The sequence below is a fragment of the Pseudoalteromonas phenolica genome (genome assembly GCF_001444405.1).
GTDB lineage: Bacteria > Pseudomonadota > Gammaproteobacteria > Enterobacterales > Alteromonadaceae > Pseudoalteromonas > Pseudoalteromonas phenolica.
Genome location: NZ_CP013187.1, coordinates 3,083,762 through 3,097,088, shown reverse-complemented (window position 1 = coordinate 3,097,088; position 13,327 = coordinate 3,083,762). Strand labels below are relative to the sequence as shown.

Here is a 13,327-nt window from a genome sequence, read left to right as displayed (position 1 = left end):
ACTAAGCCCAACCATCGTAACGTTTCCTACGTGATAAGAATAGGGTTAGTACAACCCCAATGAGTAATCCACCAACACCAACACCGCCGCCGTAGGTGAGCATTAAATGTTGTTCTGCTTGTTCAGAAGAGAGCGCTTTTTGTTTTTCATCTGTCACCGCCTTTTCTAAACGCTGAATAGTTTGCTGTAAGTTTTGATTTTCAGCTTGTAAATCTTGATTAAGTTGTTGCAAGCGAGGTAAGTCAGTTTGGGCATCGTTGAGTGCTTGCTGTGATTGTTGTAGTTGTTGACCTAGCTCATCCAATTGGTGTGCAAGCCCAGGTTGGGTTGAAACAAATTGGGTTTCAACCCATACCTCACGGCCCTTATCATCGGTGATCTGTTGAAAGCCATTTTCATTACCCGCCATAATTTCAATTTGGCTGCCAGCATTTACAGAACCAACAATACGGAAGTTTTTACCCGGTCCAGAATGTACATAAACGAATAAGCTATCTGAGATATATGCTGTATTTTCGCTGCTGTTACTATTTTCTATGGTTTGAATGTCTTCAGCGAGAGAATAGTGTGAAAAAAGTGCGAAAAGTGTCGGCACCAAGATACGTTTTAACATCCGTGACCCTTTATAGAGAGTTATTTGTTGAGATAGTATGAATTTCAAGGAGTAATATCAAGTGAAGCACTAAACTTCCTTGAACTTGCTGCAAAAAGATTGCAAATACCCGCTGCTTTGTATATTTTTACCGTTCTACAATTATATAGGTAATGACTTGCCCTAATGGACACTGAAATAGAACTGAAGTTTTTACTTTCAGATAATGAAGTTCCTCTTATTCCAGGACTCATCATGCAGTTTGCAAAAACTGTGAAAAATAAACCCGCCAAGAATCTAAAAAACGCCTACTTTGATACACCAAACCGTGAGCTAAGAGCATTAGATATCGGTTTAAGAACACGTTGTTGTGATGAACAATGTGAGCAAACAATCAAGTTGGCAGGGCAAGTAGTCGGTGGTCTTCATCAGCGTCCTGAATACAACTTACCTATTGATACGCCGCGTCCAAATATTTTGGCGTTTAAACAAGAAATCTGGCCACATGGCATGCAGATCACAGCCATTAGTGACAACTTATTTCCAATTTTTAGCACTAATTTTATTCGTCGAACTTGGCTTATTGAAACAGAGCATGGCTCAAAAATTGAGGTTGTACTCGATAAAGGTGAAATTGTTGCACAGGGTCAGGTTGAAGTTATTTCTGAGTTAGAGATTGAACTCGTTGAAGGTCAGCGTAGCGATCTATTTTTACTTGCCGAGCATTTAATTAGCTTAGGCGGATTGCGACTAGGTTTATATTCAAAGGCAGCTAGAGGTTATCGCCTTGCTGACGATAAGCCATTGAAGCCTAATAAATACATTGGTGTTGTGAAGTTAAATCGTCATGCAACGCAAGAACAAGCGCTTGTGCAGTGTGTGAACTATGGTATTGAGTTCGTGCAAAAACATGAGCAGTGTTACTTTAATAAACCAAGTTTGAAGACACTTAAACGTGTCATAGACGGCATTAACCTGATTAAACATGCATTTAAATTATTCGAGCCCATTGTTGAAGGCCATGCTACGGAGCGCTTACTCGGTGAAATGAATTGGCTTCTAAATGAGCTAGATTGGGTCGAAGATGCGATTCATCTAAAAACTTACACGTCAAAGCGTCATGCCTATTATAAAAAAATAAATAATGCGGATGAATTAGCAACACTTATTGATGATTTAAAAACACAGCAGCCTAGCATCACAGATTTAGAAGACTTATTCCACAGTCCACGCTATAACAAGCTATTGTTAGCTTTAACTCGTTGGTTAGTTGATAAAGGATGGCGTCAGGAGTGGAGCCAGCATGCAGTATCCGCGGCTGAGTTGCCTATCAAAGAGGTGGCGACAGCAGCTTTTGAGAAAGACTGGAGAAAACTTCAATCAGAATTGCCTGAGGGCAAAGATTTATGCACGCAAGATTATCTTTCGCTGCGTTCTTTGTTAGATTGCGCTTTGCTGAGTGGTAATTGTTTAGGGTCTTTATATGACAAAGAAACAAGACAAGCATTCCGAACACCTTGGATTGATATCGCCTATGGCATCTATGAGCTAGAGACATTGTCTTACTTAAAAACCCTCTGCGAGCAACAAAACCTCCCTGAGCTTGAAGAAATAGAGTTATGGCTTTCTAAAAAAGCAGACTTTCTTGTTCAAGCGATGGAACAAAGCCGCAGAGCTTCGCTCAATAGCATGCCGTATTGGCGTTAATTATGAAAATGCTCCATAAATACCTTTTGTGGAGTTTGCTCTTATTGCCTTCCTCACAAGTCTATGCCAATTGGCAAAGTTGGTATAGCAAAGACAATCTATCTATCAGCTATCAAAAACAGGCGTCTGGCTTAATCGCAATTAAGGCTCAAGCCAGCTTCACTAACACAAATCGTCAAGCTTTTTTAAACCTTCTAAACGATACAGATAATGCGCCCGAGTGGTTAAGTAATGTCGAAAGTGTTAAATCCCTTCCGTTGTTTAAAAAAGCTGAAAATATAGTTGTTACTAGATTGAATGCGCCTTGGCCTGTGAAAGATAGAATAATGCTCACACACTCTTGTCATCAACGCGTATCAAAGACGACATCTAAGTTATTGATAAAGTCCGTAGACGAGCTGAAAAGAGCGCAACTTTTGCCATTAGAACAATTTAAGAAATATATCTTTGTTTCACCCATAGAAGGAAGTTGGTTACTTGAAGAAACTTCAAATACCTTGCTTATAAGACATCAAATTTATGCTGATCCACAAGGTAAAATCCCCACTTGGTTGAGCAACAAAACCGCACTTAAAGGGGTAAAGAAGACCTTTCAAAATATGGCTAAGCAAATCTATAAAAAAGAGTATCAGGCTGAGAATAACTTTATCACTTCTTCTTGTTCGACTTTTGAGTAATCACTTCTCCTCTACTACACTCAGCTAACCTATAGCGAAAAGATTCCACCTATGATCGACATTGATGACAAGGTATTGGCAGATCTGAAATCTGGTTTTAGTTTGCCTTCAAAGCCTGAAGTACTGCAAAACTTACAAAATGAATTAAATAGTGATGAACCTGAGTTGGGGAATATCGCAGAAATCATCAGTGAAGATGTAGGCACTGCGGCAGCCGTATTAAAAGTGATCAACTCTCCCGCATATGGTATGTCTCGAACAATTACCGATATTCGACAGGCGGTGATGTTTTTGGGGGTAAACTGTATTACACAATTAGTGACGGGGCACTTACTTAAAAATGCCTTTAAACAAGAGGATTGTTGTATTTCATTGCAGCGATTCTGGGATCATGCCAGCGATATGTCTCAATTAGCTATAGCGATAGGAAAACAAATTAAAGCAACTGTACCACTCGAAAACCTGCAGTTACTTGGTTTATTCCATGACTCTGGTATACCCGCAATGGCGATGCGATTTGGAAATTATAATGAATTAATGTCGCGAGCTTATCAAAGAGGTGAGCAAAGTCTCTTATACTACGAAGAGCAAATTTATCCAGTTAGCCACACTATTGTAGGGTATTATTTGGCAACGTCATGGCATCTTCCTAAGCCTATCTGCCAGATGATTCTACGTCATCATGATGAGTCATATCTAAAGGAAGAAACGGACCCTACACTGAAAGCGACTTTTGCGACGATGAAACTCGCTGAGAATTTAGCTTTCGAAGCAAAATACTTTAGGCCGTGTGGTGATTGGCATGTATTTAAAGATTTAGTGATGATTGCATTAGAACTGAGTGATGATGAATATGTTGATTTGAAAGAAGACGTAGAAGAGTATTTTATTCATTAATACCAATCCGCTTAATTAAATGGTCTATTTCGAGGCAAGAAAGCCTTGTTGGTAACATCGTTCACGTGTCCTGCTATCGCTGAGGTACCTACATCTATGTAGGCAAGGCAAATATTTCGTTATTTAGTTGTTCTAAATGAGAAATCTTTAACGCAGCTATCATCAGGTTTAATCCCTCGAAATGATTAAGTGTTATTGCGGATTGGTATAAGTAAATTAATTACAGACATTAAAAAAGGCGCTCCTTTTCAGGTAAGCGCCTTTTTAACAGATGACTTAAAATTATAAGCCAGCAGCTGCTCTTAGTGCGTCTGCTTTGTCTGTTTTTTCCCAGCTAAATGCTGTGAATGTGTCATCACCAACCGTCATTTCAAACGGCTCACGACCGAAGTGACCGTACGCAGCAGTCATTTGGTACATTGGGTGAAGTAGGTCTAGCATCTTAGTAATGCCGTAAGGACGTAGGTCGAAGTGCTCACGCACTAACTCAACTAACTTCTCTTCAGACACTTTACCAGTACCAAATGTATCAATTGTTATTGACGTTGGTTCAGCTACACCGATAGCATAAGAAACTTGGATTTCACACTTATCAGCAAGGCCTGCTGCAACAATGTTCTTAGCAACATAACGACCAGCGTATGCTGCACTGCGGTCAACCTTTGATGGATCTTTACCAGAGAAAGCACCACCACCGTGACGTGCCATACCACCGTATGTGTCAACGATGATTTTACGGCCTGTCAGACCACAGTCACCTACTGGACCACCGATCACGAAACGACCCGTTGGGTTAATGAAGTATTTAGTATCTTCAGTTAATAACTCTGCAGGTAGCGTGTGTTTGATGATGTTTTCCATAACGGCATCAACTAGTGCATCTTGCTCGATGTCTGGGTTATGCTGAGTTGAAAGTACAACTGCATCGATAGCAACAGGTTTACCATCTTCATATACGAAAGTTACCTGAGACTTAGCATCAGGACGTAACCAAGGTAGGATACCTGATTTACGCGCTTCAGCTTGACGCTCTACTAACAAGTGTGAGTAGTAAAGAGGCGCAGGCATAAGCGTTGGTGTTTCGTTCGTTGCATAACCAAACATTAGACCTTGGTCACCCGCACCTTGCTCTTCAGGCTTAGAGCGGTCTACACCTTGTGCAATTTCAGGTGATTGTTGACCGATAAGGTTCATGATGCCACATGTGTCGCCGTCAAAACCTACATCAGAAGACGTGTAACCGATATCTGTGATTACTTTACGCGTGATTGACTCTAGGTCTACCCAAGCATCTGTTGAAATTTCACCAGAGATGATCGCAACGCCTGTTTTAACCATAGTTTCACAAGCAACACGTGCGTGTTTGTCTTGCGTAATGATTGCATCTAGTACCGCGTCAGAGATCTGATCAGCGATTTTATCCGGATGACCTTCAGAAACAGACTCAGAAGTAAATAAGTGTTTTGCCATTGTATCTATGCTCACAAATATTGCGCTTCACGAACATCGGGGATAGCGCGAAAAAATAAGGGGCGTATTCTATCTAAAACAAATTAACTTGCCTAGTTTTTTTACGCCTAGACGTCTGAATTAGATTTTTTCAATTGCAGATCCTGAAATATACAAGTTTAGCCCTCGTTTTCTCAGGTATATACGTTGCAGTAAGTACCATAAATGAGTCAGAATGAAGGCACTGACATTTCAGCGCAACACAATTAAAGGTAGGAGAATTCATGCCGTCACGCAAAGAACTTGCAAATGCCATTCGCGTTCTGTCTATGGACGCAGTACAAAAAGCTAAGTCTGGTCACCCGGGAGCACCTATGGGTATGGCTGATATCGCAGAAGTACTATGGCGCGATTATTTAAAGCACAACCCAAGCAACCCAGAGTGGGCTGACAGAGACCGCTTTATTCTGTCAAATGGCCACGGCTCTATGCTTATTTATTCTTTGTTGCACCTGAGCGGTTATGATCTTTCTATTGATGATCTGAAAAACTTCCGTCAAATGCATTCTAAAACACCGGGTCACCCAGAATATGGCTATGCACCAGGTGTAGAAACAACAACTGGCCCACTTGGTCAGGGTATTACTAATGCGGTAGGTATGGCGATTGCTGAAAAAGCACTTGCAGCTCAATTCAACCGTGACGAATTTGATATTGTGAACCACTTCACTTACACCTTCTTAGGCGATGGCTGTTTAATGGAAGGTATTTCGCATGAGGCTTGTTCATTAGCCGGTACACTAGGCCTTGGTAAGCTTATCGCATTCTGGGATGACAACGGCATCTCAATCGATGGTGAAGTAGAAGGCTGGTTCAGCGATGATACACCTAAGCGTTTTGAATCTTACGGCTGGCATGTAATTGCTGACGTAGATGGTCACGATAGCGATGCAATTAAAGCGGCAATCGAAGCGGCACGTGCAGAAACTGACAAGCCAACACTTATTTGCTGTAAGACAGTGATTGGTTATGGTTCACCAAACAAATCAGGAAGCCATGATTGTCACGGTGCACCATTAGGTGATGAAGAAATTAAAGCAGCACGTGAATTCCTTGGTTGGGATCACGATGCGTTTGAAATCCCTGAAGATATCTACGCGAAGTGGGATGCTTCTTCTCGTGGTCAACAAGCACAAAGCCACTGGTTAGTGAAATTCACAGAGTACCAAATGGCATACCCTGAGCTTGCGGCTGAGTTTGAGCGTCGCATGAAAGGCGAACTCCCTGCAAACTGGCAAGCTGAAACTGAAAAGTACATTGCAGAGCTTCAAGCAAATCCAGCTAACCCTGCGACACGTAAAGCGTCACAAAATGCATTGAATGCATTTGGTCCAATTCTACCTGAGTTTATGGGCGGCTCAGCTGACCTTGCAGGTTCTAACCTTACACTATGGGAAGGTTCGAAGGGCTTAACGGCTGATGATGCATCAGGTAACTACATCTTCTACGGTGTACGTGAATTTGGTATGTCGGCAATCATGAACGGTATTGCACTGCACAAAGGTTTCGTACCTTACGGCGCAACTTTCTTAATGTTCATGGAATACGCGCGTAACGCGGTACGTATGGCAGCATTAATGAAGCAGCCAAGCATCTTTGTTTATACTCACGATTCAATTGGTCTGGGTGAAGATGGTCCGACGCACCAGCCGGTTGAGCAAATTGCCAGCATGCGTTTAACACCTAACCTAGTGAACTGGCGTCCATGTGACCAAGTTGAGTCAGCTGTTGCTTGGCAGCAAGCGATTGAACGTAAAGATGGTCCAACGTCACTTATCTTTACTCGTCAAGGTTTAGAGCAACAAGCTCGTGATGAAGCACAAGTTGCTGCAATCAAACAAGGTGGTTATGTACTTAGCTGTGACGGCAACCCTGAGCTTATCTTGATTGCAACAGGTTCTGAAGTACAACTCGCTGTTGATGCAGCAAAAGCGCTTCGTTTACAAGGCAAAAAGGTACGTGTTGTGTCTATGCCTTCTACAGATGTATTTGATGCACAGTCAGCTGAATATAAAGAAAGCGTTTTACCAGCAGCAGTAACACGTCGTGTTGCGGTTGAAGCGGGTATTGCTGACTACTGGTTCAAGTATGTTGGCTTAAATGGTGCTGTAGTGGGTATGTCAACATTTGGTGAGTCAGCACCTGCTGGTGAGCTATTTGAGCACTTCGGCTTCACAGTTGATAATGTGGTAGCACAAGCTAACCGTTTATTTGCTTAATCTATAAAGCATATTAAGTAATTTAAAACCCGCACATGTTGCGGGTTTTTATTTAGGAAAAATTATGTCACAGCTGAACATTAAACTGTTTCCAACTCTTGCAGCGCATTTAGATGATTTGGTGGCGTGGGAGCAGCAGGCTGATGTGGGCGAATTTATCTTGGCTAACTCCAAAGAGCAGCACTTGAACAGTATGGAAGAGCCCACAATTCAATACTTGTCAGTTTTTCAAAATGAACAGTTGGCTGGTTTTATTATTCTCGCTTTAGAGTCAGAAACAATCGTTGAATTTAGGCGCATCGTCATCGGCCAGCGTGGTGCAGGGATAGGGCAGTTGGCGATTCAAGCTATGGAACAATATTGCCTTGAACACTATGCATGTCAACGGATCTGGTTAGATGTGTTTGACTTTAATGAGCGAGGGCAACACATCTATCGTAAGCTTGGCTATCGAGAATTTAAGCGCTGTCGGCATGGTGAACATCAGTTACTATTTTTCGAAAAGCACTTTTAATTCGCTTTGGCATAATCGCTGGGTGAGATACCAAAGTAGCGAGTAAATTCGCGGCTAAACTGGGTGGCGCTTTCATAACCTACTTGCGCAGCAGCTTGTTTTACTTTGATCCCTTGGTCTTGCAGTAAATCTTTCGCTTTAGATAACCGAAGCTTTTTTACGTACTGAATAGGTGACGAGGCCGTTATCTGTTTAAAGTTACGGTGAAACGTTGAGGCGCTCATATTTGCCATACTGGCGAGTTGTTCAACATCTAGCTTGTCATTATAGTTATTATGTAGATGTTTTAGCGTGCGCTCCATTTTAGACATGTGCGTATTGTGTGAGACGAGATCAAATAAAGGCGACGCTTGTGGGCCTTGCAATACATGAAAAAAGACTTCCCGTACCAATCCTTTTCCAATAATGTCAGATTGTAACTTTGAGCTTAAACAGTTAACTAATCGAGTGAGCGTGCAAGATAAAGCATCCGTATTTTCGCTGACGAATAGGCCCTTTGCATTGCTCATTTTATCACTGCTATTCAGTTTTCCATGTTCATCAAAAACTCTTACTAATTCTCCGAGTACAGGTATGTCAAAATCGATGATTAATGACAGTAATGGGTTGTTGTTTGTGAGTTGTGTTTCACATTCAGCAGGTAAAGGTACGGTGAGCACTAAATAATTATCTGGGTTATAGGTATAGATCTGCTCATCGAAAAAGACCCTTTTTTGGCCTTGCAAAACAAAAATAATGCCTTGGCTATAACACAGAGGCGTTCTTACTGCGCTTTCACTACTTTTATAGATACCAACACCATGAATGAAGGTGTGATTATAACCCTCAGAGGGCGCCAATTGTTCAAGTTGTGTAATGAGTGATTGCATCGTTTGTCACCAAGTTATTTGATGGATTTAGTATAGCAAGTGGGGAAGTGTTTTTAACTAAACTTATCAAGAGTGAGAGTTTTAGGCATGAAATTGATGGTTTAAGTCATTTTAATAAAGCTATGAGTTGCTATTCTGTACTTAACAAAACACATAGGGGCACATTATGCAAAACTTTGATTTTTACAATCCGACTCGCATCGTATTTGGTCAAGATAGACTGGGTGAACTAGATAAACTTATCCCAGCATCGGCAAAAGTACTGGTTTTATATGGTGGTGGGAGCGTTAAGCGCTTTGGCACCCTAGAAAAAGTGATTAGCAATTTAGGTGATCGTGAAGTAATAGAGTTTGGTGGTATTGAGCCAAACCCACAATTTGAGACTTTAATGAAAGCCGTAAAAGTGGTGAAAGAGAACGACATCGACTTTTTACTTGCTGTTGGTGGTGGCTCAGTGATGGATGGTACAAAATTCATCGCTTTAGCAGCGAGTGCTGATAAAGATCATCATACGTTACTGTTCCACGGCTTTAATCCGGTGCCAGTTGAAAAAGCGGTGCCACTAGGTTGTATTGCAACACTGCCTGCGACGGGGTCAGAAATGAATGCATTTTCTGTGGTGACCTACAATGAGCAAAAATATCCAATCACATCGCCATTGGTGTATCCTCAATTTTCAGTATTAGACCCAGACTTTACTTTTTCTTTACCGAAAGAGCAGGTGGCGAATGGCGTAGCAGATGCATTTGTGCACGTGATAGAGCAATACCTTACTCAGCCTGTCGGCGCTAAAGTGCAAGATAGGTTCTCTGAGGGGATTCTAAAAACCTTAATTGAAGATGGCCCAATTACTTACCAAAGTGATGATTTGGCGGCACGTAAAAACTTTATGTGGTCAGCTACATCTGCTCTGAATGGTATTATCGGTGTTGGTGTACCACAAGATTGGTCTACTCACATGATTGGCCATGAGCTGACTGCGATGTTCGGTATTGCGCATGGTCGTACACTTGCCATTGTTCTTCCTAGCCTATTAAGAGCACGTAAAGCGCAAAAGCATGACAAGCTAGTTCAATTTGCTGAGCGTGTTTGGGACATCACAGACGGCACTGAAGACGAGAAAATTAATCAGGCGATAGATAAGACAGAAGCGTTCTTCAACTCGTTAGATATTGTGACTGCATTGTCTCACTATGGTATTGATGATGAAGGCATTGATACGGTAGTAGCTAATATGGAAAAAATGGGATTAACTCAATTAAGTGAAACCGGTGATCTAACGTTAGATATCGTTAAAGAGATATTGTTAGCAGCGAAGTAAATTCATCTTATAAAAAAGGAGCCGTAAGGCTCCTTTCTAGTTTAAGAATTCATTTTGTACTTTGAATAAAAGACTAAGCTAAATCTTCTTTATCGCCTAACCCTGCAGTGAGTTCTTCAAGTAGCTCTTTAATTTCTTCTGTGATTAAGATGAAATCGGCATCTAACTTAATGGCCATATCTTCTTTTGGAATATCGGCATTTTGCTCTTTTAGCGCATCAGCATAGCTTAAGCGCTTTAATGTACCGTCATTTTGTAAAATGAACTTCACACGTTCACGCCAGTCAAGTGCAAGTTTAGTTACTCGCTTACCATTTTCTAGGTGGGTTTTGATTTCATCGCTGGCTAAATCATGTTGTTTTAATTTAACTTGCGCACCGTTGTCGTCAGGTTCTTGTAGCTCTGCATCTGAGCCAATCGCGAAGCCATCAGGGGCGTTAAAGTGAGTCAGCCAATCAGTTAAGAATACATCTAAATCATAGTTAGCAAACGCAGGCACGACAGGCAGGGTGCCTAATGATTTTCTAAGTAGTGCGAGTAGCTCTTCGGCTTTATTAAAGCTTGCACTGTTTACAATAACCCAGCCATTTACTTGATCAATAAAAGCAAATTGTAAGCTCGATTTTTTGAAAGCTTGAGGAAGCAATGTGCTTAAGATGTTTTCTTTAAGCTCATCTTTTTCTTTCTTCTTAACTGGACGGTTTTCTTCGCGTTCAATTAATTCAATTTTTTCAGCCAGCATGTCGTTGATGACTGAAGCTGGAAGTACTTTCTCTTCACGTTTTGCGCAAACTAAAATGCTTTTTTCAGAGAAGTGAGATAAAGTTTGACCGTGTTTTCCAAATGCTTTTGTCCAGCCAAAGGTATTCATTTCTTGACTACCACAAGGGCGGAATACGTCTTGCTCTAAGGCTTTTTCAAAGTCTTCTTGATTATATGAAACGTCTTGTTTGAATCTGTAACAGATCAGGTTGCTGAACCACATATTGTTATTATCCACTGATTTTAATGTTGGCTATGATAGCAATATTTATTTTACTTGGGGGATAAAATTAAGCCCCGAATAATCAGGGCTTAACTCAGTCTTAGAAAGCTGTATTTTAATCGAACATATTAGCCGATTGTTGTAGCGTTTTTGGGAATCGGATCATATAGCTCAAGCCTTTTCCTTCTTCGCTGCTCACTTCTATTTCACCGTTTAAAGTCTGCTTCACCAAGTTCAAGGTGATGTGGGTGCCTAAGCCACTGCCACCTTGATCACGTTTTGTGGTAAAGAAAGGGTCGAATAACTTTTCAAGTTGAGTTTGGCTAACACCACGACCATTGTCTTTGTAATGAATAACCACATCGTCATTATCGTTTTTAATTTCAATGTTAATCTCGCCCTGATCAATGCCTTCAAAGCCGTGAATAAGTGAGTTCATAATCAAGTTGGTAAAAATCTGGCTAATTGCGCCAGCAGGTAAATTCAGCTGGAGATCTTCAGGGCATTCAACATTGATGGCATGTTTGGTTTTCTTTAATTTAGGGTGCAGTGAACGAATAACCTCAGCAAGATACTGCTTCAAATTGATATTGCGCACCGCTTCACTAGCTTGGTCTACGGCAATTTGTTTAAAGCTAGCAACCAGTTCAGATGCTCTATCTAAATTAGTGGTTAATAAGCTGGTACTTTGCTTGGCATCGTTAATAAACTCTTCTAACGCTTTTGGAGAAAGCGTTTTGTCTTTATAGGCTGCTTCGATTTGTTCTAACCGTTCTTGCAAGAACGAGGTCGCGGTTACGCCAATACCAACTGGTGTGTTGATATCGTGAGTAATACCTGCAACTAAACCACCAAGCGCAGCCATTTTTTCTGAGCCAACGAGACGCTCTTGTGCCATGTTTAGTTCATCCAAGTAACGCTCAAGCTCTTTTTGCTTAGTCAGTAACTCTTGTTCAGTTTGACGACGTAAATCGATTTCTTCTGTGAGTGTGAGCTTTTGTTTCTCAAGCTCATATTTTTGCTGCTGCAAATCCATCATGGCTTGGCTGAGATTTGATGTTTTGCGAGCAACTTCTTGCTCTAATTGCAAATTGTGTTGGTCTAACTTCTCGTTGCTAATAAGTAATTCTTTTTGAGTGTCATCAAGTTGGTTTCGATAGTCACTGACTTTATCTATCAATTTATTGAAAGCTTCCTCCATGACTTTTAACTCATTGCGCTCAGTTGTACCTATATCAATGCGTTGGCCATCAATGTCATCATTTAACTCAAATGCTTCTATCTGCTCAGTTAGGTCAGTAAGGGGCTCAGTGAGTAATTTTCTAAAAGCGATTAAAAATAAAATGATTAAGAAAGTGGTTTTAACAACGGCATTACCAAGCAAGAAGTAAATCGATAACATAATACGGCTAAGTACCACTTCTCGGCTTGAAAAGAGTGTGACATCGCCAACTTGGGTTGCTCTACCAGAAAACTCGAAAATTAATGGAAAGGTATAACCAAACAAGCCTGAAGGAGTATCTTCGATGATAACTTCTTCTTGAACGAGTTGCTGACTATACAATTCATGAATATCAAGAGAGCGACCCAATTGAGAAATAATCTCGCCACTATCGTCACGTACGATAATGCCTTCAATCATAGGTATTGCAAGTAGGCCTTCAGCGGTAGTAACAGTTTGCTTGGTGTTTAATTCCCAAATAGCGCGCGTTAAACTGCGGCTAAAGGTCTTTTGCAACATGGTTAACTCGTTCTGAATATAATTTTTAGTATTTATATACTCAGTAATTACTTGACCACATGTGACAAGAAAAGTTAACAAAAAGTAAACCGATAGCACATTCGTAAGTAGCTTTTTTGATAGGCTTTTTTGTAGCATGAATGAAGCTAGGCTCCCTGATTTTGTTTAAAGCGATACGTCTGTATTTAAACTTAGCTAATAAAGCCGTAAAAATAAATATTTATCTGCCATTATTGTTTACAATGCCATTGTTTGGTTAGATATTATATCGATCTCATTTAGTGCTTTAAGATGAA

11 protein-coding genes are annotated in these 13,327 nt (G+C 40.8%); 6 read left to right on the top strand and 5 right to left on the bottom strand.

Annotated elements, in window-relative coordinates:
* Window position 1: 1 nt before the first annotated feature.
* Window positions 2-613: a TIGR04211 family SH3 domain-containing protein gene (locus PP2015_RS13810; RefSeq protein ID WP_058030866.1), complete on the bottom strand. Its 612-nt coding sequence runs from the start codon at window positions 611-613 to the stop codon at window positions 2-4.
* A gap of 165 nt (window positions 614-778) precedes the next feature.
* Between PP2015_RS13810 and PP2015_RS13805 the strand changes: the two genes are divergently transcribed.
* From PP2015_RS13805 to PP2015_RS13795, 3 genes are read left to right on the top strand one after another with little or no spacing between them, the layout of a single operon-like run.
* Entirely contained in the window at window positions 779-2,299 is a 1,521-nt protein-coding gene (locus PP2015_RS13805; protein WP_058030865.1) for a CYTH and CHAD domain-containing protein, read from the top strand.
* A 2-nt stretch (window positions 2,300-2,301) separates the two neighbouring features.
* Window positions 2,302-2,976, top strand: coding sequence for an SRPBCC family protein (locus tag PP2015_RS13800; protein ID WP_058030864.1), 675 nt, complete (start codon window positions 2,302-2,304; stop codon window positions 2,974-2,976).
* 51 nt (window positions 2,977-3,027) lie between these two features.
* The gene (locus PP2015_RS13795) at window positions 3,028-3,873 is read left to right on the top strand and encodes an HDOD domain-containing protein (RefSeq protein WP_058030863.1); all 846 of its coding nucleotides are present in this window, start codon (window positions 3,028-3,030) and stop codon (window positions 3,871-3,873) included.
* Between the two features lie 282 nt (window positions 3,874-4,155).
* Here the strand turns inward: PP2015_RS13795 and metK are convergent, their stop codons facing one another.
* Window positions 4,156-5,343, bottom strand: coding sequence for a methionine adenosyltransferase (gene metK / locus PP2015_RS13790; protein ID WP_058030862.1), 1,188 nt, complete (start codon window positions 5,341-5,343; stop codon window positions 4,156-4,158).
* A 263-nt stretch (window positions 5,344-5,606) separates the two neighbouring features.
* Here metK and tkt point away from each other — a divergent pair, with 263 nt between their 5' ends.
* On the top strand, window positions 5,607-7,601 hold the full coding sequence (gene tkt / locus PP2015_RS13785) for a transketolase (RefSeq protein WP_058030861.1): 1,995 nt from the start codon (window positions 5,607-5,609) through the stop codon (window positions 7,599-7,601).
* 64 nt (window positions 7,602-7,665) lie between these two features.
* Window positions 7,666-8,115 carry a GNAT family N-acetyltransferase gene (locus PP2015_RS13780; RefSeq protein WP_058030860.1) on the top strand — a complete coding sequence of 150 codons (450 nt, stop codon included), beginning with the start codon at window positions 7,666-7,668 and terminating at the stop codon, window positions 8,113-8,115.
* Here PP2015_RS13780 and PP2015_RS13775 read toward each other — a convergent pair.
* A complete protein-coding gene (locus tag PP2015_RS13775; RefSeq protein WP_058030859.1) occupies window positions 8,112-8,984 on the bottom strand; it encodes an AraC family transcriptional regulator in 873 nt (290 codons plus the stop codon). The two genes, PP2015_RS13780 and PP2015_RS13775, sit on opposite strands and share 4 nt — an antisense overlap.
* Before the next feature lie 166 nt (window positions 8,985-9,150).
* Here PP2015_RS13775 and PP2015_RS13770 point away from each other — a divergent pair, with 166 nt between their 5' ends.
* Entirely contained in the window at window positions 9,151-10,305 is a 1,155-nt protein-coding gene (locus PP2015_RS13770; RefSeq protein WP_058030858.1) for an iron-containing alcohol dehydrogenase, read from the top strand.
* Window positions 10,306-10,378: 73 nt separating this feature from the next.
* On the opposite strand, the gene rdgC is transcribed toward PP2015_RS13770, so the two are convergent.
* Together rdgC and PP2015_RS13760 are read right to left on the bottom strand one after the other, a co-directional pair.
* On the bottom strand, window positions 10,379-11,290 hold the full coding sequence (rdgC, locus tag PP2015_RS13765) for a recombination-associated protein RdgC (protein ID WP_058030857.1): 912 nt from the start codon (window positions 11,288-11,290) through the stop codon (window positions 10,379-10,381).
* 115 nt (window positions 11,291-11,405) lie between these two features.
* Window positions 11,406-13,169, bottom strand: coding sequence for a sensor histidine kinase (locus PP2015_RS13760; RefSeq protein WP_058030856.1), 1,764 nt, complete (start codon window positions 13,167-13,169; stop codon window positions 11,406-11,408).
* Window positions 13,170-13,327: the final 158 nt, after the last annotated feature.

Bases quoted from the DNA above. Each gene is read 5' to 3' on its own strand.
- metK (WP_058030862.1), bottom strand. From the start codon at position 5,343: ATGGCAAAACACTTATTTACTTCTGAGTCTGTTTCTGAAGGTCATCCG.
- PP2015_RS13810 (WP_058030866.1), bottom strand. From the start codon at position 613: ATGTTAAAACGTATCTTGGTGCCGACACTTTTCGCACTTTTTTCACAC.
- PP2015_RS13795 (WP_058030863.1), top strand. From the start codon at position 3,028: ATGATCGACATTGATGACAAGGTATTGGCAGATCTGAAATCTGGTTTT.
- PP2015_RS13760 (WP_058030856.1), bottom strand. From the start codon at position 13,169: ATGCTACAAAAAAGCCTATCAAAAAAGCTACTTACGAATGTGCTATCG.
- PP2015_RS13775 (WP_058030859.1), bottom strand. From the start codon at position 8,984: ATGCAATCACTCATTACACAACTTGAACAATTGGCGCCCTCTGAGGGT.
- tkt (WP_058030861.1), top strand. From the start codon at position 5,607: ATGCCGTCACGCAAAGAACTTGCAAATGCCATTCGCGTTCTGTCTATG.
- PP2015_RS13780 (WP_058030860.1), top strand. From the start codon at position 7,666: ATGTCACAGCTGAACATTAAACTGTTTCCAACTCTTGCAGCGCATTTA.
- PP2015_RS13800 (WP_058030864.1), top strand. From the start codon at position 2,302: ATGAAAATGCTCCATAAATACCTTTTGTGGAGTTTGCTCTTATTGCCT.
- rdgC (WP_058030857.1), bottom strand. From the start codon at position 11,290: ATGTGGTTCAGCAACCTGATCTGTTACAGATTCAAACAAGACGTTTCA.
- PP2015_RS13805 (WP_058030865.1), top strand. From the start codon at position 779: ATGGACACTGAAATAGAACTGAAGTTTTTACTTTCAGATAATGAAGTT.
- PP2015_RS13770 (WP_058030858.1), top strand. From the start codon at position 9,151: ATGCAAAACTTTGATTTTTACAATCCGACTCGCATCGTATTTGGTCAA.